Origin of the sequence: Thermococcus sp. LS2 (genome assembly GCF_012027375.1) — an archaeon.
Lineage (GTDB): Archaea > Methanobacteriota_B > Thermococci > Thermococcales > Thermococcaceae > Thermococcus_B.
Genome location: NZ_SNUI01000010.1, coordinates 1 through 24643, shown reverse-complemented (window position 1 = coordinate 24643; position 24643 = coordinate 1). Strand labels below are relative to the sequence as shown.

The following is a 24643-nucleotide window of genomic DNA, read 5'->3' as shown; positions in this document are numbered from 1 at the left end:
CTGTTTTTTATTTTTTAAACATTGAGAAGAAGGTGAGAATAGTGGAGAAGCCAATATTTACAGATGTACTTCAAGTGGCTGTTGTGGTGAGAGATGTAGATGAAGCGGTTAAAAAATATGCTGATGAGTATGGTATAGGTCCATGGGCAATATACGATTTTAACCCTGAAACAGTAAAAGACATGATCATCAGAGATAAAAGAGAGGATTATGCCATGCGCATTGCTCTCTGTAACATTGGAAAGGTTCAATGGGAGCTAATAGAACCTAAAGATGACAAGAGCATTTATGCAGAATTTCTACGCACCCATGGTGAGGGTCTCCATCATGTGGCGTTTGCAGTTGAGGATTATGATAAAGCTATGGAGTTCTTCCGTTCTAAGGGTCATGGAATCCTACAAGGCGGCACATGGCACGGTTTTATCTACACATACCTAACCACCGAAGATGACCTGAAGTTTATTGCGGAAATCTACAAGCCGCCCAAAGACTTCAAGTGGCCAAAACCAGATGCAGTGTATCCAACTGACGCTAAAATTCCATGGATAGAGTGATTTCAGACATTTTTTCTTTCTTTTTATCTTTAACAAAATGTGAGGGGTGGAAAATATGGCTGATGAGAAAGAAAAAAGTGAGAGCACTAAGTGGGGGTATCATTGGCCCGTAATGCTCGCTGTAATTATAGCTTCTGTTCTAAACTGGTGGATTGGGCACATGATATTTACTAGGGTTTCGATATGTGGACTAGAATGGCTTGATATCGTTGGAACATATCTATGGCCTCTATGGTGGATCTTTGCATTTGTGGTATGGGGGTACTGGCCATTTAACAAAATCAAGAATTGGTGGGCTCGTGGCATTACAATGCTCAGTGTAGCTTGGATCTTAGGAGTGCTGTGTTGGTATACTGCTAGCAAAATAGTTGACTTGCAAACTTATGGCTTCCCAATATTAGCAGGATTGTTCTTTTGGATAGTAGTGACGAACTTTTCATTCAACCTATGGGGTAAAGTAGCACCGCCTAAAAAAGCAGTATTGGGTCTTTTACTATGGTATTCACTAGTCATAGTGACAATAATAGTACTACCCAAACCGGGACTTATGCCTGCATGGTGGTTCATTCCTACCCAATGGCTTTTGGGTTCAGGCATTATAGCATACTGGACTAAGGATATGAATGAGGGTGAAAGAGGCATCACATATTGGGCAATAAATCTGGCTGTAGTGTTCCTAATAATAGCATTTGCATCATTACTCGGATACTTTAACTTCTCTCTAGAGAATCCATATGCTTCACTAATAGGCGGGTACTCATTATACTTCCTAATATGGTTTGGAGCGGGATGTAGCTTTAACTGGAGCGTATTTGTAATATTTGAGGGCTGGCCCTGGAGGAAAATTAAGCCACCAACGTTGGGTGCTATTGTGGGATTCATAGGCGTGATCATAATACAAATCATAGCAGTTTTGGTAAGCATTGCAATAACCAAATCCATATGGCCTCCAACGGGACCTGAAGATACTTACTATTTAATACAAGCATTTGTATTAGCATATGCTGGAGTACATTGGGGATTTGCGATACCTCTGAGCTTCCCATCAAAGAGAACTGGATTCCCGCCCTCTTGGTCGTGGGAAGAGTAAATGAAGTTAATTGTGGAAACTTAAGGAGGAATTAGGCTATGGGGGAGCTTAAAGCAGCCTTTATATTTGTAGCCCCTGAGGCAGACCCTAAAAAGCACAGAGCTGTAGTTGCAACGCCGATTGTAGAACTCCACGTAGTTGGAGTTAAAAATTATAACGAAGCTTGTGAAGTGGCAAAAGAACTTGTTGAAGATGGGATCGTTGCTATTGAACTTTGCGGCGGATTTGGACATGTTGGGGTAGCAAAAGTCACTGAAGCTGTAGGAGGCAAAGTGCCAGTAGGTGTCGTTAGGTTTGATATTCATCCAGGATTAGAGAACAAGAGCGGCGATGAATTCTTTGTGTAATAGTTGAGCCCCCGTAAAAAGAAAAGCAAAGAATAATTGAAGCTTAGCTCTCTTTTTATTTTTAACGTTCTAATTTCTTAACGCCCTCTTTAGTGCCAACTAAGACAATATCAGCTATATCAGCAAAGATCCCATTCTCCACGACGCCGGGAATGTTGTTAAGCTCAATCTCTAAATCCAGAGGGTCTTCAATCCTCTCAAACTTAGCATCAAGTATGAAATTTCCGTTGTCTGTAACCACAGGGCCGTCTTTCTTAACGCCCATTCTGAGCTCAGCTGTAGCATTGAAAACTTCAAGCTCTTCCTTTATAACCCTCCAAGCTGCTGGAACCACTTCAATTGGAACAGGCATTTTTTGTCCGAGATATTCTACAAGCTTGGACTCATCAACGAGAACGAGAAAAGTTCCAGCTCTGTACTCAATGATCTTCTCCATTGTTAAAGCTGCTCCTCTGCCTTTAATTAGATTCAAATGCGGGTCAACCTCATCTGCCCCGTCAACGGCTATATCTATTGCATCAACTTCGTCTAAGCTGACAACAGGAACTCCACTTTCTAGAGCTAAAATTCTCGCTTGATATGAAGTTGGCAGTCCATAAACATCAAAAAGCTCCTCGTTCATAATCATTCTACCAAGCATTTTGATGAAATACGCTGTTGTAGAACCAGTACCTAATCCAACTATCATGTCGTCCTCAATATATTTCAAAGCCTCCTTTGCAACCAGCTTTTTCATATCTTCAGTGTTCATCTCTCATCCCTTTGTTGCGTTATACAATAAGCTCTGATTTGAGTAGAACACAGGCTGTTGTGGGAGCACTATGTTGTACACAAGTATCGTGAAGTAGAACCAGAACAACAGGAAGCCCCAAAATGATTTCCTAAGGAGAACATTGTCATCTTGTAGCTCTCCAGGTAGGTCCTTAATAGTAGCTTTAATCACTTTAGGAGTCAGGAAATACAAAAGTAAACCAGCGACATAGCCAAGATTAGCATTAGCAGAGAGTACACCACTGATTATTCCGCCCAAAGCTCCCATTACATAGATGGCAAGTGACACTTTATTTTCAACTCTCACGTTTCCCACCTAAAAGGCTTAGTATTTAAAGGTCTTTAAAATTCTTTCTATTCTTCAAAGTTCTCTAGCAAGCGCTGTCCTTTCTCAGTCAATTTGTAGTAAATTTTCCTTCCCTTCTTATACGCCTCTTCTATGAGTCCTAAGCTCTCAAGCTCTCTAATGTGCTGGTAAACAGCTTGATACTTCATTGGCTTTTCTAAGTTCTCCCATATTTCATAGCCGTACATAGGCTTTTCTTTCAGCAATTTGAGAATTTTAAGCTTAGTTCCACCAATGGAGAACTTCTCACGCTCTTCTATGTAATAGCCCTTGAGCCCAGAGCCAGTGACAATGAGAACAATTCTGTCATCTTTTTCAAAGTACCCCTCCTCATTAAGCTTAAGGAGAGCTGGAACTACGACAGCAGATGCATATTCAGCAAATACTCCCTCCTTGGCTAACAGCCTCTCCCCTAAGTCAAGCTCATCTTCCCCTACTATAACAGCTGTTCCACCACTTTCTTTCACAGCTTTAACTGCTCTCTCTCGATTTACTGGGTCTTTAACATAAAGTCCCAAGGCTTTCGTAAACTCCCTCTTTGGTTTTATTCCCAAAATTTCACTTGCTATTGGATTACACCTATCTGTTTGAACAGCTATTAGTCTCGGCAGCTCATCTATTGCTCCAATCTCCAAAAGCTCTTTAAAACCCTTATAAATGCTGTAGAGGTTACTCCCGCTTCCCGTTGGGATAACAACATGGGTTGGGTTTATCTCTTCCCAAAGCTCAAAAGCTACAGTTTTTTGCCCCTCTAATCCAATTATGTTGTTTTCTGGAGTTATATCATACAAACCATTGAGCTTTGCAAGCTCTTTAGCGTAATCTACGCACTCATCAACACTGTCTCCATAGCGGATTATCTTTGCACCAAAAGCTATCATCTGGATGAGCTTCCCTTTATCAACCCTTCTCGGCACTACAACAAAAGCCTCCTTGTTGGCTCTTGCAGCGTAAGCAGCCAAAGAAGCGGCCGCATTTCCGTCACTTGCAACTATAAAACCATTATCAGCATAAGGAAGACCATAAGAAACTCCAACAGTTACAAACCTATCTCTAAAAGAGCCGGTAGGGTTTCGGGTCTCATCTTTTATATAGACATTGAGATTCAGCTTTTCACCAATTTTAGCTCTTACTAAAGGAGTTCCCCCCTCCTTAAGAGTTATAATCTCATTAACCCTTGGTAAAAGCTCCTTATAGCGCCAGACTCCTCTATCACGTTTTTTCCACTCTCTGGGATCAACATTGGAATAATCATAGGTTATCTCAAGTAGCTCACCGCATAAGCATTGAGGGGGAACAAAAGAAATCCACTCTCTCCCACATCTTGGACATTTCATGCTATCACCAAAAGATAAATAGTGAAAAAGGTCACTTTAACCTTATTGCATCCAGATTGTTGGGTGCCCTTGTCGAGAGTCCAAATTTCTTGTGAATGCTAGATGCTAAGTCAAGGCACTTCTGTGGTTCACCGTGGACTGTGATTACCCTTTCAGGTCTTGGCCTAACCTTTGCAACATAGCTCATGAGCTCCCTTCTGTCAGCATGACCCGAGAATCCATCAATTGTGTGGACTTCCATGTTTACCTTTATCACTTCTGTCCTTCCGCCTTCCCCAATTGTTGGAATTTCCCTAAGACCTCTCTGCACCTGTCTGCCGAGTGTTCCCTCTGCTTGATAGCTGACGAAGATTATAGCGTTCCTTGGATCTGGCGCTAGCTGTTTGAAGTACTCAACGCTTGGCCCTCCAACAAGCATACCAGATGAGGCTATTATGATTGCTGGCTCTTCGCTGTCAATTATATCTTGCCTCTCCCTTGCATTTGCCACTGGCTTAAATATTTCGTTTAGGAATGGATTGTATCCCTCATGGAATATTTGATCCCTCAAGCTTTTGCTCAGATATTCTGGATAAGCTGTGTGGATTGCTGTTGCTTCCCAGATCATTCCATCTAGGTATATCGGTACTTCAATTCCACCAACTCTGGCATACTCCTCGAGAACCATCATAATCTCCTGGGACCTACCAACTGCCATTGCTGGAATGAGCACTTTTCCTTTCCTCTTTATTGTTTGGTGAATTACCTCGATGAGCTTTTTCTCTGCCTCTTCTCTTGGCATCTGATAATCGTTGCTTCCACCATACGTTGATTCCATGACTAATGTCTCAAGTCTTGGAAATCTTGCATTAGCAGGCTCAAATAGCCTTGTTGGAATGAATTTAAAGTCTCCAGTGACAGCTATGTTGTGAAGTCCATTTCCTATATGGAGGTGAACTATGGCGGAACCTAAGATGTGTCCAGCATTGTGCAACGTAAGCCTCATGTCTGGGGAAATGTCTCTGACTTCTCCATAGTCAAGTGTGATCGTGTGCTTTACAACCTCCTTGATGTCCTTAGGTCTGTAGAGAGGTCCAATGCCACTGCTCTGCTGTATTTCAATGAAATCCTTCTGAAGCAGAACCATCAAATCTCTCGTTGGCGGTGTTGTGTAAATTGGTCCATCAAATAGGTTGTAGCGGAAGAGGTATGGCAGCAATCCGCTGTGGTCTAAGTGAGCGTGTGTGATGATTATAGCATCTAAAAGCCCCTCACGTAACACATATCTAAATTCAGGAGCATCAAAGTGAGGGAATGCTTTTTTAGGATCATTCAGCGCCGCAACGTTTATTCCAAAGTCAACCAATACGAAGCTTTCATTTGTCTGCAAGAGCAAAGCACTCCTCCCAACCTCTCTAAATCCCCCGAGACCAGTAATTCTGATCCATTCACTCTTAAGCTCTGGTTTTCTGTAGATGTTTCTTCCGACATTTCTGAGAAACTTTCTTCTATCTTTGCTCTCTGTTTGGAGTATTTGCCTAATTGAATAGATTGTCTGAGACTGCAATGGCGGAGTTCTAACAACTCTTGGCGCCCAGTGAACTTTTTGGGTTATTTTCCTTAACGTCTCACCGTTCTTTCCAATCACTAATCCCGGTTTTTTAGCTTCGATAATAACCTCACCAACAGAGGGGTCAAAGCTTATGTTCGTGATTTCAGCTTCAGCTGGAACAATCTCCTTGATCAATTCTTCAGCTCTCTCGGGCGGGAGGAGAACATCAGGGTCAGGTCTCACACTAATTCTCTTTTTAAGAACCTTAGCAAGGTTTTTGATCAAATCTCCATCCTGCATTATTGCTTCAGGATTTTTAACATAAATCACAAGCTCGGGTCCTTCAAACTCTATATCCGTTATCTTCGCTTCCTTAGGAACCATCTGATTTATGATTTCTCTCATTTCCCTTAGGATTTCATCTACAGAACTTTCCCTCTTTATCACCGTAATCACCTCTGAACTTAAAGGCTTTTAAGAATCTCACCAACTTCTTCTCTGCTAAGCTCCTTGTATCCTTCTTTCGTAATCGTGGCAACCATTATTCCATCTCCAGTGAAGACGTCTCTCTTAATGGCAGTATTTATAGCCTTAACAGCTAATTTAACGCCCTCATCAACATGCATGTTCTCTTTATATTCATTTTCCAAAATGGCATAAGCAAACTCCATACCAGAACCAGCTGAGACATATTTATCCTCAGTCATTCCTCCAGCCATATCAACAGAATAAATCCTCGGCTTCTCTTCATAACCACCAATTAAGAACCAACCAAAGTACGGGAAGTACCTAGTTCCATTGAGGATATTGGCTGTCAATGTTGCTAAGGCTTTAACACTCATCTCCCTGCCAACCCTAGCTCTGTAAAGCCTTGTCTCTGCTCTCAACATTCTGACAAGGCTCAAGATGTCTCCAACATCTCCTGCTCCTGCTAATGCCAAGTGCTCATCAATCTGGAAGATTTTTGTAACATTCTTTGCCATAATCATGTTTCCAAGGGCTGCTCTCATATCTGCTGCTAGCACTACTCCACCCTTACAAACAATGCCTACTGTCGTTGTCCCTTTAAATTTACTCAAGTGCAACACCCCTTTAGCAATGGTAGAACAGATAGAACTCCTACAAAACCCCCTAACCTCAAATACTATTTAAAGTTTTCGCATTTTAGGATTTTGTTTATAAACCTAATTAACAAAATTCCAATAACTTTGATGGAGGTGATAAAATGAAAGAGGTAATTCTCTTAACCGGGCCGCCATTAAACGGCAGAGATGAGTACATTGAGGAAGCCCTAAAGCTTGCTGAAGGAGAGAGCTATGCCTATTATCACGTTTTTGAGTACCTCAAAGAGGTAGGAAAAGAAAGAGGTGTTAAAATTACAAGGAAGAACGTTCTTGACTTTGCAATAAGCCATCCAGACCTAATGAACGATATTAGAGATGAAGCTTTTGAGAAAATAAGGAAAGACATAGACGAGAGTGATAAAAAGTTCCACTTAGTCTCAACGCCTTCTCTCTTCAGGTGGGGAAGCGGGAGCGTTTTAGGCTTCACACTGAGTAATCTGAAACTGCTGAAACCAGATAGGGTTGTAATAATGCTTGACGACATTCTAAGCGTCAGGAGAAGGATTATAAACGACCCAGAATGGTTCGAGCGATTTGGAAATGAAAAGGATAACATAAAGCTGACCACCTTAGTTATGTGGCGTGAGGATGCAATAAACCACGTTAAAACCCTCATTCACGAGCTGAAAAAAGAGGGGATAGAGGTTCGTTATATCATTCAGTTCGGAATAAGACATCCCTATCAAACGTTCATAGACTTAATATTCCACGAGAAAGAAAAGCCTCTCGTTTATCTCAGCTACCCAATGACTGGACATGAAGAGGAATACTATCACCGCGTTAGAGGATTCTATGAAAAGCTCAGCAGATATTTCACAGTTCTCGACCCTGGTGCTTTAGATGACTGGTGGATTGTTGCGGAGTATGACAACCAAGTCGAGAGGAATCCAGAGATAAGGAAAATCAAGATTAAGAACATCTTTGACGGAGAAGAAGTTGAGGAGCTTGATAGGGAAGATATAGAGCAGGCAACTAACATTTTAAGGAGGCAGTTAGTAGAGAGAGATTTCAACTTAGTTGATGTTAGCAAAGCAATAGCTGTCTATCACTATGCTGAAGGGATCTCTGCTGGGGTTATAAGTGAGATGGCAGAAGCTTACAGAACATTGGCAGCAATTTATCTGTATTATCCATTCAAGAGAAGACCAAGTCCATTCATGGAGTTCTATGGCATGCAGAATCCATCGAGGAGAACGATGTTTAAAGATGAGGATGAGATGATTAACGCGATGGTGGAGGAGAAGGAGTACTGGGCTAAAGCTTAATTTCTCTATTCGATTTTTCAATTAATCTCTCAGAAAAGCAAAAGCTAATTTTCGTAGAAGAGAACAATAAGAAAAGAGGAAGGAAATCACTTCTTGACCCATCCTCTGTCGAGCATTGCCTGGTAGACTCTGCTGACGGCAACGACGTAAGCTGCGTCTCTCATGTTGATGTTCTTCTCCTTGTGGGTGTTGTAGACATCCCAGAATGCCTTGGTCATCTTCTTGTCGAGCTTTGCCCTTGTCTCTTCAACTGTCCAGTAGTCGCCAGTTATGTTCTGCACCCACTCGAAGTAGCTGACTGTAACACCACCAGCGTTACAGAGGAAGTCTGGGATTACGAGGATGCCCTTCTCGAAGAGTATCTCATCTGCCTCTGGTGTAGTTGGACCGTTGGCAAGCTCAGCGATAATCTTAGCCTTGATGTTGTCAGCGTTCTTCTTGGTGATGACCTCCTCAATAGCAGCTGGTGCAAGGACGTCAACTTCAAGCTCTAAGAGCTCTTCGTTTGTGATGTTTGTTGCTCCTGGGAAGTCCTTAACGCTACCAGTCTTCTTCTTCCACTCAAGGACTTCGTCAGCGTTGAGTCCATCTGGGTTGTAGATACCGCCTCTGCTGTCGCTAACGGCAACAACCTTCATTCCGTACTCTTCGCTCATGATCTTGGCCATGTAGTAACCAGCGTTACCGTAACCTTGGATTGCGATGGTCTTGCCCTTAAGGGTGTCCCATCCAAGAGCCTTGGCTGCCTCTCTGACTGTGAATGAAGCACCTCTAGCTGTTGCATCCATTCTTGCTATGATACCACCAACGCTTGGTGGCTTACCTGTAATGATACCAAAGGCTGGGGTCTTTCTTCTTGAAATCATCTCATACTCGTCCATCATCCAAGCCATGATTTGTGGGTTAGTGTAAACGTCTGGAGCTGGAATGTCTGTGTATGGGCTGATAATGTCATAAATAGCTCTTATATAACCTCTTGCAAGTCTTTCCTTCTCTCTATCAGAGAGCTCTTTTGGATTACAGATTATACCACCCTTACCTCCACCGTATGGGAGGTCCATAACAGCAGTCTTCCAGGTCATCCAAGCAGCGAGAGCCTTAACAGTGCTCAAAGTCTCCTCGGGGTGCCATCTAATTCCACCCTTTGTTGGACCACGAGCCCAGTTGTATTGAACTCTAAAACCAGTGAAGACTTTTACAGAACCATCGTCCATCTCAACGGGAATTGTTACCTCAAGAATTCTTTGAGGCCTCTTTAAAAACTCCAAAGCCTCTTCACTTATGTCCATATATTGGGCAGCTCTTTCAAGCTGCTTAACAGCAATTTCAAATGGGTCTTGCTCAACCATGTTCATCCCTCCAAGTTAGGTGATTGGCGATACATTTTTGGACAATTACCTATATAAACCTTTCGCTGAAAAAGCTTGGAAAACTCTTATTTCTAAACAAAAGATTATGTATGGAAATTTCAGACAAAACGGGAAAAGTTCCAAAACTTTTCGGCTTAAAGAAGTTGTCAAGGGTCTGATTTTACATACATCAATGCACATGAAAGATTATCAATGCTCTAAAATTTCAAATATATGAAATTTTTTGACAAACAACAAAAATAATAACAAAATAGAATAACAAAATAGATACCCTCAGAGAGAAGTCGGTCATCACTGCTCAGCTCACTCTCGTTCCAATCATCGGGCGATATGAAATTATGGGGTAAATGTTAAAAGTTTTTATGCACGTTGTAGTTGAACGGATATCAAATTGGAAATATTACCGGAAAGACCAAAAATCTTTTACTTTTCTTCATGGTATTGAAAAAATGACAAAAATGCTGTTTACTTACTTTTAAGCTCAAGTAAATCGTCTTTTGCCGAAATCAAAAAAGAGAAAGCTTTATTAATGAGTACAAGTGTATAGTGTAATTGCAAATATTTGAGCATTGCTGTAGTGTTTTGGTATATCAAAGGTTGGGGTGAAGCACTATGGAGCAAAGAGATAGGTGGGCAACCAAACTTGGTTTGATTTTAGCTATGGCAGGAAACGCCATTGGTCTCGGTAACTTCTGGAGATTCCCATACCAGCTTGCCAGCAACGGTGGCGGTGCATTCATGATACCATACTTCCTCGCGCTCTTCTTCCTTGGAATCCCAGTCATGTGGATCGAGTGGACAACAGGAAGATACGGTGGAAAATACGGACACGGTACATTGGGACCAATGTTCTACTTGATGGCAAGAGAGAGTCTGAAACCAAAGAGCGCATTGATTTTCGGTATCATCGGTGGTATGTTAGCATTCTCAGTTTCATCACTGCTCAGCTCATACTACTACCAAGTTATCGGTTGGTCAGCGGCTTACACATACTACAGCCTAACTGGGGCATACTTTGGAAAGGACACAGTTCAGTTCTTCCTTAACTATGTGGCAAACACCAAAGCGGTAATATTCTTCTGGGGCATAACGATGGTTCTCTTGGGCATAGCAGTTGGGCAGGGTGTCAGCAAAGGTATCGAGAGATGGGTCAAGGTAATGATGCCACTATTGTATGTGTTCGCTATCTTACTGGTTATCAGAGCTTTAACACTTGGTTCACCAGTTAAGCCAGAGTGGAGCTCAATCAAAGGTTTAGAATACATCTGGACACCCAACTTCACGGCATTAAAGCAAAACTTCTTCAAGATAAGTCTAGCCGCTGCGGGACAGATATTCTTCACATTGAGTTTGGGTATGGGTATCATTCACAACTATGCCAGCTATCTTGGGCCAGAAGATGATGTTGCTCTCTCCGGTTTGGCAACTGTCTCACTCAACGAATTTGCTGAAGTAATCCTCGGTGGTTCATTGGCTATTCCAATTGCATTCGCATACTTAGGACCTGAGCAAGCAATCAAGGGTGGTGTTGGATTAGCTTACATGGCACTGCCAAACGTTTTCATGCACATGCCCGGAGGAAGAATATTCGGTGCAATGTGGTTCCTCTTACTCTGGTTTGCAGGATTCACATCAGCTATCGCAACGTACAACTATCTAGTCGCAATGCTTGAGGAAGACCTCAAGATTGACAGAAAAGTCGGCACATGGGTAGTGTTTGTATTCCTGTTCCTCCTCGGACTGCCAGTTGCATTGGACAGCAGCTTAGTCTACCTGAGTGAGCTTGACATGTGGGTCGGCTCATACTTCCTAGTGTTGCTTGGATTCTTCGACGTCATTGTAGGTGTATGGCTCTTCAAGCCAGACAACTTCTGGGAAGAGCTCCACAAGGGTGCATTCATCAAGGTTCCAGAGTGGTTCAAGCCAATCATAATGTACATTGCCCCAATATTTATGCTGTTCCTCCTTGGCGGAAACACTTTGGATTACATCAGAAATGGAGCCTTCTCTGTTTCAGAGTACTATGTAACCCAAGTACTCGGCTATGACTACACTCCAGAGATAATCAGCCTCATCACCAGAGCAAGAATAGTGATCCTCATAATCCTTGTCATAGGTGCCATCGAAGCATACTTAGCAATCAAGAAGAAGTACGGAGAGGAGCTTGAGAAGAACGAAGTCATCATCAAGATGTGAGGTGGTGGAAAATGAAAGCCAGTGCGTTGGCTTTCCTGCTCTTTGCATGGGGTTCAATATTTTTCATGATGTACTGGAGCATTACCAAGCTCCTCAAGGCTGAGCAGCAGCAAAAGGCTTAAAGCCTCTTCTTTTCCTTTTTAACTTTAGGAGGTGTATTTTGTGAAGAGCCCAGGAATTCTTAAGGAGACTGCAGAGGTTCTCAGACAGACAAAGGAAAGGGTGTTAAACCTAAAAGCACTTTCAGAAAAAAATAAGCAGAAAGTTTTGAGATTGCTGGATGAAGCTGCAAGAAATTTTGAAGAGCTTTCTAGTGATGTCGTCATTGACAATGTAGAACTTGCTGAGTTCTTCCGTAAAAAGGCTGTCGAGCTGAAGAACAACACATACGATAAGAGAATAGAGAGACTTGGAGAGAAAGAATACATCAGAGATGTTGAGAGAATAAATAGATACTCAAAAGCTGCCCCCTACGACTTCTCCGGAAAGATAAAAGAGCTGAGCAAAGTTTACAAGGCATATCTCTATGGGATGATTCCGTTTTTCATAATCTCCGGTATTTTTGGACCGGCATATGCAATAACCGCGCTGATATTGGTTATACCTGCTTTGCTCTCACTGTTCAGCATGAAAAAGAGAGGAAGCCTTGGACTAATGCTAGCATATGCAGTTATCCCAATTCCTCTTGTAATGGGAGCTTTAACAATTAGATACAGCATCTGGGCGCTAACAACCCCAGGAGAGCTTGTAAGAATAGCTGAGCAAATGGGAAAAAGTGTAAGCTTTGCTCAGTTTGCAATAATATTTCTGCTTGTAATGGGGATAATTGAAGTTACTCTGCTGAGCTATGCAGCCTATGGTCTTTACAAGCACAGACATGCATTCCTTTAGTACAAAGCATTATTTCCTTTTTCTCCAGTCCTTACCCTTATAGCATCGTAAACTGGCAGAATGAATATCTTTCCATCCCCAGGGATTCCTCTTCTTGCATTCCTCACTATAGCATCAACAACTTTCTCGACATCTTCATCTTTAACTACAATCTCAATCTTGAGTTTTGGCAACAAATCATAGGGAGGAACTCCTCCTTGAACACCTCTGCCCTTAACGGGATACACAGTTAAGGGGATAATGCCAAGCTGCTTAAGAGCACTTTTAACTTTCTCAAAATCTTCTTCCCTAATGATAGCTTCAACTTTTCTCACAAGTATCACCAAAACACTTTTGACTTAGAAGAAAATAAAAGTTTTCATTGATTTATAGAAAGGTAAAACATTGCAAAAAGCAAAAGCATAAAAAGCTCAGCTTTCAATCTGAGCTACGAACTTCTTCAATCTCTTTACTGAGATTCTTGTTCTTCTTGTAACTTCCTCTAAATCAGTGCTCTTCAAGTCTTCAACCGTCTTTATTCCAACTTTTCGGGCTTTTTAAGGATCCTCGGGCTAATCTCTTTTATTTTCAAAAGCTCGCTTTGGGCTTTTCTCCCCTCTTTATTTTGGTTTAGGCGATCTCTTAAGTGCTTCATCTTTCCTCTTTCATAAGCCCTCTGGACTACTGTGTATGCATAAACTCTAATTTTTTCCTCACTTAGAACTTTCTTTTTCTTCTGGAACCTCTGGGGGTTCTACACGCTCGGGAACAGTTGGAGGTTCTTCGCTGACGTAGACCTCAATGTTTATCGGGTGGAACGGATTGTCTTTCTCCTCAATCTCCTCTAGGAATTTCATCCCCTTGAATTCACCATTCTTAAAGTACTCCTCCAAGGCATTTGCCAAGCGGTGGAAAGCATTTACATGCTCGAGAAGTCTTCTCTTTCCATACTCTTTAGCTTGACCTGTTGTAATTAAAAACGGCCAATCACTGCTCTCAATCAGCAAAAGCTCCCTTCCAAGCTGCTCTAAAATCCTATTACCGAACTCATCTTCATGGAGGTATTTGCTCACTAAAGCGACCATTCTGTCCTCAGCTTTGTGTATATGCCCCCACATCCATTCAACTTCAGGATTCCACCATGTATAATGAGTCCCATACATCCCCCATGAACCCTCTGGGAGTTCTATCTCATACCTCTCTCCTTTATAACTTTCAAGGAATCTTGAAATCGTAGTTGTCTCTATTCCCTCCTCACTCATTAACTCTAATACACGACCAAGCCACTTGACACCTTCAAACCACCAATGACCAAAGAGCTCAGTGTCATAAGGAGCAACTATTATGCCCTTCTCTCCCGTCTCTTTCTCATAATTCTCAAGTAATCTCTTCACTAAACCAACAAAGTGCTTTGCATGATCCTCAACTCTTTCCAAAGCTTTTTCTGGAACATAGGGCTCTTTATCACCTAAATCAATGTGCTTTCCAGTAACGCGCCAGTATTGGCCCCCGCTCTTCTCAGCTTTCTTGTGGAACTCTCTATACCAAAAATCGCCGGGATATCCAAAATCAGCACTCCAAACTTGTAGTCCAGTCTCTCTGTTCCTTGCAAAGACCGCTATGTTTGTGCCTTTTATGAAATATGGTCTCAACGTTAATTTCGGAGTCTTGGCTGGAAGGATTTTTCCATAACCAAAGCTTGCAGGCCCTTCATCAATGAGATGACTCTCAACAAAGAAGAACTTAAGGTTGTACTTCTCTAAGAACTTCTCCAAGCCTTTTCTCCACAAAATTTCCCCACTGCTTGGACTCTGCCAAAAGCCTTCTGGACGATAGGCACATTCTGGGAGCCATATGCCATTTGGCTTTCTTCCAAAGTGCTTCTCATAAGTTAATATCCCATTTATGAGCTGTCCTTCAATCGCCTCGTCTCTTCCCAAGAGAGGCAGATAACCATGAGTTGCTGCAGAAGTTATGATTTCAATGTATCCTTCATCTTGGAACTGCTCGAATTTCCCGATTATGTCACCATTGATGCTCTTCCAATACTCAAAGACTTCTTCAAAATAATTGAGCGTGTATTCAACAGCTTTCTTCAACTTAGCGTCTTCAAACTTCTTCAAATCCTCACGCATAGCGTTGAGCTTTCTCTCCATATATTTCTCAAACTCAGCTTTCACATATTCATCTGCAAGCTGCTCCGCTAAAATCGGGGTTATCCCAATGACCAGCTGAAACTTAACGCCTTTCTTTTTTAAGCGCTCAAATTCCATTAAAAGAGGGATATAACTCTCTGCTATTGCTTCAAATATCCACTCCTCGCCAAACGGCCATTTGCCGTGTTTTCTCACATAAGGAATGTGAGTGTGCAATACAAACGTAAAATATCCCTTCACCATAAAATACACCTCCAAGCTTAAATTCCATTGATCATTAATTATTTTTGAGTATTTAACAATTTCGGAATGGAAATACCTTTTATAGCTCAAAAATGGTTCATGATGGTGAAATAATTCTCATATGCTCTACCATTTCCTCTTTCTACTGACGAGATAAATCCCCATCAGGAATAACAGGAATAATAGAACTATCAGAATTAAAATAGTACCCTCGCTGAAGTTAAAAACTTGCGTTGGACTTGAAGGTGGGGAAGTAGTTCCCAGAAATTCCTTAAGCTTTGGAGTTAGGTTTTCAATTCTTTGTCCATCAAATTTTAAGATGGTGCTATTGCCTGCCAAGATGAATTCCTTTCCATCCCAACCAATCCATCTTATCCACGAAACATTATCCAAGACCTTCTTAAGAGTTCCATTAAAGAAGTAAAGGGAAGAACCATTGTAAATCAACCAACCCTTAGAACTCCAGAAAACATTAGTACCCTCCTCAAAGTGCTCCTTACGGCAGTCAAGTGTTATGTAAAAGAGCTTGTGAAATTCAGATGCATTGAAGGTTTTGAGATTTATTTTCCCCACTCGAACAATGTTGTCTGAGACATCATAGAGCGTGCTATTAGCAAAAAGCAAAGCTTCACCATTGTGAAACCCAGACATTTGGGCTTTGGAACTCACAACAATACTAAGGCTTGCATTTTTTGCATCATAGAGGTATGTTCCATTGTTGCTAACTAAAAAGAGCCTTCCCTTATATGCTCCTATGGAGATAAAGTTGTCCGAAAAACTTGCAACCTTTCTGAAATCTTCTGGAAAGTGATAATCGCCTTTCGAAGGTTTTACCATATAAAGGGTTTTGTTGTAGAGCAGATAAAGCCTTTCAGAGTCATAAATTAACTGGGAATTACTAAGAGGGGACCGCGACGTTATTTTTAGCACTGGAACCGCATCTATGAGAATTACAGCTTCGGTAAAGTTTTGATTAAAAATCGCTAAGGCACCATTCTTAAGATCGCGAACAAAATACAGATAGCCTTTTTGAGCCAACAGAGGTGAAGATGCATTTTTGAAATCTCCCGTTAAATACCCATACTTTTCCACCTTTACTCGTCCATCCTCAATAGTGGACAGCCAGAGAAGGGAATCAAAATGCTCCAAATTGCACCACATAGAGAAGCAGTAGAAGGGATGGAGTATAAGGTAGTAATCCTGGTTCCAGAAAATGCTTACTGCTCCATCATTCCGAAAGCTGAGCAATTCCCTAAATTCTCCATTAGGATAAAGGTAGCCATAGTGATCATATACCCTACCAGGCAAGGGCCTATTGCAGCCTTCACATCCATAAAAGAGACATCCTTGAGAAGAGCAGTGAAGGGGAATCATGGTGAAGTTAGAGCAAACATCGATTTTGCATGGAAATGATGTCAAGTTCAACAGCTCAAATATATCTTCTGAAGGGAAATAAACTGCTAAAAGTTGAGTTGATGAATTTGTAATATTAAAAATTGTTGGATTTCCGATTAGAGCGTTGTTAATGGCCAAAGAATAAGCTAAGTGGGTAAAGAGGAGCATAAAGAAGCAAAAAATGAGAGGCTTTTTCCTCATTTTCACCACTTTAGATGTGAATTTCTCATAGAGTGCTTAAACTTTTCGATTTTTAATACTTGTAGTATAACAACTCTATTAAATAGACTCTGAAACAGAGATATAGTTTAAAAACTAATCATGACAAGCATCCTTAGGTGAGACTAATGAAAGAAGAAATGAGCAGCGTTGACATCAAATACATAGTTGAAGAGCTTAAGTCTCTTAAAGGCGCGAGAATTGACAAGATTTATCATGATGGAAGCGAGATTAGGATTAAGCTCCACAAAGCAGGCGAGGGAAGAAAAGATTTAATCATTGAGGCTGGCAAAAGAATTCACTTGACGAGCTACATAAAAGAAGCTCCAAAGATGCCTTCATCGTTCACGATGCTTCTCCGCAAACACTTAAGCGGCGGCTTTTTTGATGAAATTGAGCAGCATGACTTTGACAGAATTGTAAAGATTAGGATTGGTAACTATACTCTCATAGCCGAGCTCTTTAGGAGAGGAAACATAGTTCTGGTTGATGAAAACAACATTATCATTGGCGCTTTGAGGTATGAAGAATTTAAGGATAGAGCAATAAAGCCAAAGCATGAGTATAAACTCCCCCCAGCAAGGGAAAGTCCTATAGAAGTGAGCTGGGAGAGATTCCTTGAATTAATTAAAAGCGAAGACGTTGAGATTGTAAGGGCACTTGCAAGAAAGCTGAACATGGGAGGTCTCTACGCAGAAGAAATTCTTCTGAGAGCTGAAATTGACAAGAAAAAGAAAGCAAACGAGTTGAGCGAAGAGGAGCTTAAGCTGATTTTTGAAAAGATGAAAGAGGTATTCAACGCTCCAAAGAAGCCAAACATCATATATAAAGATGGAACAATGATTGATGTAGTCCCAATTGAGCTCAAATGGTATGAAAATTATGAGAAAAAATACTTTGAAACATTCAGCGAAGCCCTAGATGAGTACTTTGGAAAGATAACTGTAGAAAAAGCAAAAATTGAGAGAACTAAGCGTTTAGAAGAGAAAAAGAGGCAAATATTGGCAACGCTTAGAAGGCAAGAAGAGCAAATGAAAGGCTTTGAAGCTGAGATGAAGAAAAACCAAGAGCTTGGCGATTTAATATATGCGAATTTCACCTTCATTGATAATCTTTTGAGAGAGTTTTCAAAAGCGGTTGAAAAACTCGGCTGGGAAGAATTCAAAAAACGCATAGAGGAAGGTAAGAAAGCTGGAAATAAGATAGCTCTAATGGTTAAATCAATAGACCCCAAGGAGAAGGCTATCACAATTGAGATTGATGGCAAGAAAATTAGGCTGTATCTCAACAAAAGCATTGGTGAAAATGCCGAGATTTATTATGAGAAAGCTAAAAAAGCCAAGCACAAGCTAGAAGGAGCAAAGAAGGCTTATGAAGACACCAAGAAGAAACTTCAAGAAATTGAAAAGCTGATTGAGGAAGAGATGAAAAAGGAACTCAAAGTCAAAAAGCTGGAAAAGAGAAAGAAGAAGTGGTTTGAGAAGTTCAGATGGTTCATAAGCAGCGAAGGATTTCTCGTTATAGGAGGAAAAGATGCAACGACCAATGAAATGGTAGTTAAAAAGCACATGGACGAAAATGACTTGTATTGTCACGCTGATGTTCACGGAGCACCTCACGTTGTAATCAAAGACGGACAGAAAGCGAGTGAAAAGACTATATTTGAAGCATGTCAGTTTGCTGTTTCAATGTCAAAAGCATGGAGCGAAGGCGTTTACTCAGCAGATGCCTACTGGGCATATCCAAATCAAGTTACTAAAAAAGCTCCAAGCGGAGAATATCTTGGAAAAGGTGCATTTATGATTTATGGAAAGAGAAACTGGTATCATGGAATTCCTCTCAAGCTGGCAGTTGGGGTAATAAACTACGAGGGAGAAGATTTGGTAATGTGTGGCCCAGTTGATGCTGTTAAAGCCCACACAAAAAGATACATCGTAATAAGACCCGGTGACTTGAAGAAGAGCGAGCTTGTGAAGAAGATTAAGAAAATCCTCGAGAGATGGGGATATAAAGTTGCTGAAGAAGATTTGATGGCAATTCTGCCACCGGGAGAGGGTGATATAGTGGAGGTGGTGGAATGATAAACCTCTATGCGATAGTCCAGAGAGACTTAGCTAAAGATCTAATCTTTGAAATTGACGATGAGGTTGTTACGCTTTCAATTAAGGGAGTTATGATTGCAAGAACTGACTCAAAGAGCTACAACTTCTCATTTGTTGAGATAACGGAGACTGAATTTGTCTTAGCTTTACAGATGAAAGGATACATAATTTACCTCGGTCTTGAGAGCGATGAGGAAATTGATGAAGATGCATATCCAGAGCTTGTAAGGACCTTAATTCAGCAACTTATACCTGTTATAAACAATTTGATACAAGAGGCAGAGAAGAGTGGATACAAAGGAAAAGCTGATTTGCTGATGGATGACAACATGAGCCCTGATATGAAGGAGTTTTTCTACGAAATGCTCATAAGGCACAAGAAAGATCTACCCCACTATGAGCAAGTTGATGTTGCATAAGGTGATAAAATGAGAGAGAGCAGGTATTACTCATATGTCGTTGGTGAGTTGCCCGAAGGATGCAAGCTCTGTGTTAAAGGAGCCAAGTTAGTGCTTTTTACCACGGGTGTATGTCCAAGAGATTGCTTCTACTGTCCCCTGAGTCCTTGGCGTAGAAAAGACGTTGTTTATGCTAATGAGAGGCCAGTAAAGAAAATTGAGGACATAATTGAAGAAGCCAAAATCCAAGAAGCTTTAGGAGCTGGAGTTACAGGTGGAGATCCTTTGGCGAGGCTAGATAGAACAGTAGAATACATCAAAGTTTTGAAGGAGAATTTTGGCGAAAAGTTCCACATCCATCTCTACACTACTGGGGCTTTAGCAACAAAGGAAAATTTAGAGAAGCTTTACGATGCTGGCTTAGATGAGATTCGCTTTCACCCAGATTTGTTCAATCCGAACTCGAAGCTTTTCAAAGTTGAAATTGAGAACATAAAGAACGCTTTTGATTTTGATTGGGACGTTGGCGGAGAAGTTCCGGCTGTTCCAAGACAAGGGGAAAGGATAAAGTGGTTTGCCGAACTTTTAGACAAGCTTGGAGCCAAATTTCTAAACATAAATGAGCTTGAGTTCAGCGAGACAAATCTGAAAGCACTCATCAGCAGAGGGTATCAGCCAATAAGTGATGAGAGTTCAGCAATTAAAGGAAGCCTAGAGCTTGGACTTGAAATCCTCAAATGGGGAGAAGAGAATACCTCACTTAGCTATCATCTCTGCACTGCAAAGCTGAAAGATGCAGTGCAACTGAAAAATAGATTGAGGAGAATGGCGAAAAATGTTGCAAAGCCTTACATGGAAATAACTGAGGATGGAACGCTGAAGTTTGCAATAGCGGAATATGAAGATTTGGATGAACTCTACAACCTTTTAGTTGAAGATGCTGAAATTCCAGAGGAGTGGCTTTACTTAAACAGGAAAAAGAGAAGGATTGAAATGCCGATTGAAGTTGCCCTTGAATTGGCTGATGCAATAGAGGGGGATGTTGGGTTTTATATCGTGGAGGAGTATCCAACATGGGATAGGATTGAGGTTGAGAGGACGCCAATAAATTAGCGTTGCTATACAAAGTTGCTACTGTAAATAACTGGGTAGTTGTGAGGGTTTCGAAACGTTTATTTATCTTCATGCATACATGCATGATAGGGTGATAAGATGGGCAAGACGATAACCATAGCAGACGACGTGTATTGGGAACTCGTGAGGATGAAGGGCAAGAAAAGCTTCTCAGAGCTCTTAAGGGAGCTAATAAAGAAGAGAGGGAATATTGATGTTCTCATGATAGGTTTCGGCACAAGGAGTGAAGAGGAAATCGATGAGTTGAAACATGAATTAAAGGAGGCAGAAGAATGGATGGACTCCTTGATACAAGCGTGATAATAGAAATTTTCCGCGGAAACAAAAAGGTTCTTAATGCTTTAGTCAAGAAGGGACTTATCTATGGAGTATCGACGATAACGCTCTTTGAACTTCACTGCGGAACGTTGAAGGAGAGGGAAGAACTAATGCTAGAAAAGCTCCCAAAGTTGGAGTTTGAAGAAGAAAGTGCTAAAATAGCCGGAAAAATCTACCGCGATCTGAAGCGTAAGGGCAAATTGCCACCAGCAAAAGACCTTCTAATAGCGGCAAGTGCAATAGCACATGATAAGATACTCTTCACCTGTGATAATGACTTTGAGGTTTTCAGGAAATATGGACTCAAACTAGAACTCATTCCTCAGAATCCGTAAATGTCCTATACGATGATAACGGAAAGAGAAATTGAAGAAAATCAGAAAACAAAAGCTCACTCAACCTTCTCAATTCCAATCTTTGCACTCACGTCCTCCCAATCAACGACGTAGCCTTTTGGCTCCTCGAAGAACACTTCAACTGCTCTCGTTTCCCTCTTTATGTAGTCAAGCATGTCTTTAAGCAGCTCTTTGTTCTCTTCTGTGGTTTCAATGTAAACCTTTATTCTGTCGTTGACGTCTAAGTCAAGCCTCTTTCTCATCTCTTGTATTCTTCTAACGAATTCTCTTGCAAGCCCTTCCATCATGAGCTCTCTTGTAAGCGTCTTGTCAACGAAGACCTTTCCGTAATCGAACTCTTCACCAACGAGAAAGTCTGGCAAATGCTCTTCAACAACTATGTGGTCTCTTTCGAGAGTAAATTCTTTGCCTTCAATTTCAACCTTGAGCTTGCCCTTCATGAGCTTCTCATAAAGCTCTCTGTCGTTCTGCTCGTCAATCCACTTGGCTATGAGCTTTGCATCTCCCTTGAAGTGCGGACCGAGCTTTGCGAAGTTTGGCTTGACTTTTATTTCTCTTTCTACCTTTGCGACTTTGACTTCCTTAGCGTTGAGCTGGTCTCTCAAAATTCTGTTCAATCTTTCCACAGCTTTCTTTGTAAGCTCATCCTCTGTCTCTATGAGTATCTGCCTGACTGGGTATCTGAGCTTTATCTTTGCTTTTTGCCTCGCTGCCGCTCCCGCCTCAACTATCTTTCTAACTATTGCCATCTCCGTCTCAAGCTCTTCATCCGTGAATTCTTTGACAGGCCAGTCCTCTAGGTGAACGCTCTCCTTTCTGCCAACCATATTCTGGTAGATTGCCTCGGCTATGTATGGTGTAAACGGTGCCATAAGTCTTAACAGCACATCAAAGACCTTCCAGAGAGTCCAGTATGCAGCCAATTTATCTGGATCGTCTCCCTCAACCCAGAGCCTCTTTCTTATCAATCTCACATACCATCTGCTTAAGTCCTCAACGACGAAGTCATAGATTCCTCTTGTCGCTCTTGTAAGATAGAATGTCTCTATTCCGTTTGTAACAGTTTCAACTAAGCTGTTCACCCTGCTTAGAATCCACTTGTCCTCTTCCCTGAAAGGCAGCTCTTCTGGGTTAACCTTCTCTGGTTCAAACTTGTCAAGGCTCATGTAAGTTGCTGCAAGTATGTAGACGTTCCAAAGTATGTTAAGCATCCTCTTGACTTGAGCTAATCCCTTCCAGCTGAATCTCAAGTTCTCCCAAGGAGTCGTTGCCCAGAGCATGTAAAAGCGGAAAGCATCTCTTCCCTCTTTCTGCACAACTTCCTCTGGCCTTATGATGTTTCCAAGGCTCTTGCTCATCTTGTCGCCCTTCTCGTCTAAAACATAGCCGTGCATTGCAACTTTTCTGTAGGGAACTGTGTCGAATGCTATGACGCTTGCAGCTTGCTGGGAGTAGAACCACTTTGTAACCTGGTCTTCACCCTCAACTATGAAGTCAGCAGGCCAGAGCTTCTCAAACAGCTCTTTCTTCCTCGGATAACCGAGAGAAGCCCATGATGCTATTCCGCTGTCAAACCACACGTCAAGGACGTCTTTTACACGCCTCATTTCTTTGCCGTTCACCTTTATTATGAAGGCATCAACGTAAGGTCTGTGCAAGTCTTCTGGACCGAGCTTCTCTTCTATGACTTTGATCTTTTCTTCATAGCTCTCTGGAAGCTCAATCCTTTCGCCGTTCACTTCAATAGCAACGGAAAGCTCAACTAACTCTCTAAAGCTGCCCACAATGTATATCTCACCGTCCTCGCTCTGCCATATTGGTAAGGGTATTCCCCAGTATCTCTGTCTGCTGATGACCCAGTCCCCACTGTCTCTGACGCCGTTGTCAAACCTTATCTTGACCCAATCCGGATACCACGTGACTTTCTCATCATTTTCTTTGATTATCTGGTCTTTTACTTTACTGACCTTGAGGAACCACTGCTCTGTTGCTCTGAATATGAGAGGAGTCTTACATCTCCAGCAGTGCGGATACTTGTGCTCTATAGTTCCAGCTTTCACGAGAAGACCTTTCTCTTTGAGATACTCTATTATCTCTGGGTCTGCATCCTTGACGTAAACGCCTTTCCACTTGCCTTCTACATATCTTCCCTCATCATCAAGAGGGGAATACACTGGCAGTCCATACTTTCTTCCAACCTCAAAGTCCTCCTCACCGTGTCCAGGAGCTGTGTGAACTAATCCAGTACCTTCTTCGAGTGTTACAAAATCGCCAAGAATTACGCGGTGAGCCCATTCATGTTTCTCTCTAAACTCTTTTTGCCTTGGATACTCCTCAAGGAATATGTGGAAGTATCTGAGTCCTTCAAGGTCTTTTCCTTTGAACTCCTCAACAATCTTTCCTTTAACTCCTATCTCCTCAAGAACTTTATCCACAAGTGCCTTTGCTAGATACCAGTACTCCTCTTTTCCGTCAAGCTCGACCTTAACTTTAACGTAATCATACTCTGGGTGAGCCACTACGGCCAGGTTGGCTGGCAGAGTCCATGGTGTAGTCGTCCAGATTAGGAGATACTCATTTTCTTTGTCTTCAAGCGGGAACTTAACGTATATGCTTGGGTCTTCCCTTATCTTATACTCGCCTCTGACTTCATGCTCTGCCAAAGCTGTCTCACACCTTGGACACCAGTGAAGAACTCTCATGTCTTTCTCAAGTAAGCCCTTCTCCCAAGCTCTCTTAAGGGTAAACCAAGCTGATTCGATGTATTCGTTCTTTATTGTCATATATGGATTGTCCCAGTCCATCCAAACGCCGAGCATCTTAAACTGCTCGGTCATTATCTTGAGGTTTTTGAGTGCAAATTCTCTACACTTCTTTATGAAGTTATCAACGCCAATTTTCTCTTCTATATCTTTCTTTATCTTCAGTCCTAAAGCTTGCTCTACTTTAACCTCAATTGGAAGACCATGCATGTCAAAACCCGGCTGTCTCCTTACGTTGTAACCTTGCATGGTTCTAAATCTTATTATCATGTCCTTGATTATCTTGTTCCAAGCTGTACCAAGGTGTATTGCACCGCTAACATATGGTGGTCCATCCAAAAAGTAGTACTTTGGCCCATTGGCTCTGCTCTGCTTCACCTTTTCGTATATGTTGTTTTCAGCCCAAAACTTTTCCATCTTTTCTTCCAATAGCTGGGCATTGTATTCTCTAAATTCTGGTTCCCTTATCATGTTAAAAACCTCCTAAAGTTTGTAGAATAGACTAAGCTAACAGAACAGCCCAAGTTATCATGGGCAAAATGCAAAGCCGAGGATAAATAAATCCCCCCTCATGGACATCGCACCATTTTTGTAGAACTTTACTTATAAGTTTTTTGATGCTCACCCAATCTTGTTGTATCCCAAAATTATTTCGCAAGACATATTAAGCACAAGAACATGAAACTTGATCAGGATAAAATCCACCTGATAATAGTACTACACGAAAAAACAGAATTCAAAACAAAAACAATCAGCAAA

Annotated in this window: 21 protein-coding genes and 1 pseudogene; 12 read left to right on the top strand and 10 right to left on the bottom strand. The window is 41.6% G+C overall.

Annotated elements, in window-relative coordinates; translation table 11 throughout:
* Positions 1–41: 41 nt before the first annotated feature.
* From E3E24_RS11010 to E3E24_RS11000, 3 genes are read left to right on the top strand one after another with little or no spacing between them, the layout of a single operon-like run.
* Positions 42–554 carry a VOC family protein gene (locus E3E24_RS11010; protein WP_206204906.1) on the top strand — a complete coding sequence of 171 codons (513 nt, stop codon included), beginning with the start codon at positions 42–44 and terminating at the stop codon, positions 552–554.
* A 55-nt stretch (positions 555–609) separates the two neighbouring features.
* Positions 610–1644 carry a hypothetical protein gene (locus tag E3E24_RS11005; protein WP_167885130.1) on the top strand — a complete coding sequence of 345 codons (1035 nt, stop codon included), beginning with the start codon at positions 610–612 and terminating at the stop codon, positions 1642–1644.
* 38 nt (positions 1645–1682) lie between these two features.
* A complete protein-coding gene (locus E3E24_RS11000; protein ID WP_167885129.1) occupies positions 1683–1991 on the top strand; it encodes a DUF6506 family protein in 309 nt (102 codons plus the stop codon).
* 61 nt (positions 1992–2052) lie between these two features.
* On the opposite strand, the gene rpiA is transcribed toward E3E24_RS11000, so the two are convergent.
* From rpiA to psmB, 5 genes are read right to left on the bottom strand one after another with little or no spacing between them, the layout of a single operon-like run.
* Positions 2053–2742 (bottom strand): ribose-5-phosphate isomerase RpiA, encoded by a 690-nt coding sequence (rpiA, locus tag E3E24_RS10995; protein ID WP_167885128.1) that lies wholly within the window; start codon positions 2740–2742, stop codon positions 2053–2055.
* Between the two features lie 3 nt (positions 2743–2745).
* Positions 2746–3069: a hypothetical protein gene (locus tag E3E24_RS10990; RefSeq protein ID WP_167885127.1), complete on the bottom strand. Its 324-nt coding sequence runs from the start codon at positions 3067–3069 to the stop codon at positions 2746–2748.
* A gap of 47 nt (positions 3070–3116) precedes the next feature.
* Positions 3117–4445, bottom strand: coding sequence for a threonine synthase (thrC, locus tag E3E24_RS10985; RefSeq protein ID WP_167885126.1), 1329 nt, complete (start codon positions 4443–4445; stop codon positions 3117–3119).
* 31 nt (positions 4446–4476) lie between these two features.
* Positions 4477–6423 (bottom strand): beta-CASP ribonuclease aCPSF1, encoded by a 1947-nt coding sequence (locus E3E24_RS10980; protein ID WP_167885125.1) that lies wholly within the window; start codon positions 6421–6423, stop codon positions 4477–4479.
* 17 nt (positions 6424–6440) lie between these two features.
* Positions 6441–7064, bottom strand: a complete 624-nt coding sequence (gene psmB / locus E3E24_RS10975) for an archaeal proteasome endopeptidase complex subunit beta (RefSeq protein WP_167885124.1) — start codon at positions 7062–7064, stop codon at positions 6441–6443.
* Positions 7065–7201: 137 nt separating this feature from the next.
* On the opposite strand from psmB, the gene E3E24_RS10970 reads away from it, so the two are divergent.
* Positions 7202–8365 carry a hypothetical protein gene (locus E3E24_RS10970; RefSeq protein ID WP_167885123.1) on the top strand — a complete coding sequence of 388 codons (1164 nt, stop codon included), beginning with the start codon at positions 7202–7204 and terminating at the stop codon, positions 8363–8365.
* 86 nt (positions 8366–8451) lie between these two features.
* On the opposite strand, the gene gdhA is transcribed toward E3E24_RS10970, so the two are convergent.
* On the bottom strand, positions 8452–9714 hold the full coding sequence (gene gdhA / locus E3E24_RS10965) for a glutamate dehydrogenase (RefSeq protein WP_167885122.1): 1263 nt from the start codon (positions 9712–9714) through the stop codon (positions 8452–8454).
* Between the two features lie 633 nt (positions 9715–10347).
* On the opposite strand from gdhA, the gene E3E24_RS10960 reads away from it, so the two are divergent.
* Together E3E24_RS10960 and E3E24_RS10955 are read left to right on the top strand one after the other, a co-directional pair.
* Positions 10348–11931: a sodium-dependent transporter gene (locus E3E24_RS10960; RefSeq protein WP_167885121.1), complete on the top strand. Its 1584-nt coding sequence runs from the start codon at positions 10348–10350 to the stop codon at positions 11929–11931.
* A 162-nt stretch (positions 11932–12093) separates the two neighbouring features.
* Positions 12094–12822 (top strand): alpha-glucosidase, encoded by a 729-nt coding sequence (locus E3E24_RS10955; RefSeq protein ID WP_167885120.1) that lies wholly within the window; start codon positions 12094–12096, stop codon positions 12820–12822.
* On the opposite strand, the gene E3E24_RS10950 is transcribed toward E3E24_RS10955, so the two are convergent.
* The 3 genes and pseudogenes from E3E24_RS10950 to E3E24_RS10940 form a co-directional block, all read right to left on the bottom strand.
* Positions 12819–13136 carry a P-II family nitrogen regulator gene (locus E3E24_RS10950; protein WP_167885530.1) on the bottom strand — a complete coding sequence of 106 codons (318 nt, stop codon included), beginning with the start codon at positions 13134–13136 and terminating at the stop codon, positions 12819–12821. The genes E3E24_RS10955 and E3E24_RS10950 overlap by 4 nt on opposite strands.
* A gap of 96 nt (positions 13137–13232) precedes the next feature.
* A pseudogene (locus E3E24_RS10945) lies at positions 13233–15197 on the bottom strand (1,4-alpha-glucan branching protein).
* A gap of 129 nt (positions 15198–15326) precedes the next feature.
* Entirely contained in the window at positions 15327–16349 is a 1023-nt protein-coding gene (locus E3E24_RS10940) for a hypothetical protein (RefSeq protein ID WP_167885119.1), read from the bottom strand.
* On the opposite strand from E3E24_RS10940, the gene E3E24_RS10935 reads away from it, so the two are divergent.
* From E3E24_RS10935 to E3E24_RS10910, 6 genes are all read left to right on the top strand, one after another.
* Complete coding sequence (locus tag E3E24_RS10935; protein ID WP_167885118.1) at positions 16341–16613, top strand: hypothetical protein; 273 nt, start codon at positions 16341–16343, stop codon at positions 16611–16613. The two genes, E3E24_RS10940 and E3E24_RS10935, sit on opposite strands and share 9 nt — an antisense overlap.
* A 329-nt stretch (positions 16614–16942) precedes the next feature.
* Positions 16943–18895, top strand: coding sequence for a ribosome rescue protein RqcH (rqcH, locus tag E3E24_RS10930; RefSeq protein ID WP_167885117.1), 1953 nt, complete (start codon positions 16943–16945; stop codon positions 18893–18895).
* A complete protein-coding gene (locus E3E24_RS10925) occupies positions 18892–19335 on the top strand; it encodes a hypothetical protein (RefSeq protein WP_167885116.1) in 444 nt (147 codons plus the stop codon). Before rqcH ends, E3E24_RS10925 begins: the two co-directional genes overlap by 4 nt.
* A 9-nt stretch (positions 19336–19344) precedes the next feature.
* Positions 19345–20427 (top strand): radical SAM protein, encoded by a 1083-nt coding sequence (locus E3E24_RS10920; protein WP_167885115.1) that lies wholly within the window; start codon positions 19345–19347, stop codon positions 20425–20427.
* Positions 20428–20526: 99 nt separating this feature from the next.
* Positions 20527–20748 carry an antitoxin VapB family protein gene (locus E3E24_RS10915; protein WP_167885114.1) on the top strand — a complete coding sequence of 74 codons (222 nt, stop codon included), beginning with the start codon at positions 20527–20529 and terminating at the stop codon, positions 20746–20748.
* Complete coding sequence (locus E3E24_RS10910; RefSeq protein ID WP_167885113.1) at positions 20721–21101, top strand: type II toxin-antitoxin system VapC family toxin; 381 nt, start codon at positions 20721–20723, stop codon at positions 21099–21101. Before E3E24_RS10915 ends, E3E24_RS10910 begins: the two co-directional genes overlap by 28 nt.
* A gap of 56 nt (positions 21102–21157) precedes the next feature.
* On the opposite strand, the gene ileS is transcribed toward E3E24_RS10910, so the two are convergent.
* Positions 21158–24355: an isoleucine--tRNA ligase gene (ileS, locus tag E3E24_RS10905; RefSeq protein WP_167916026.1), complete on the bottom strand. Its 3198-nt coding sequence runs from the start codon at positions 24353–24355 to the stop codon at positions 21158–21160.
* Positions 24356–24643: the final 288 nt, after the last annotated feature.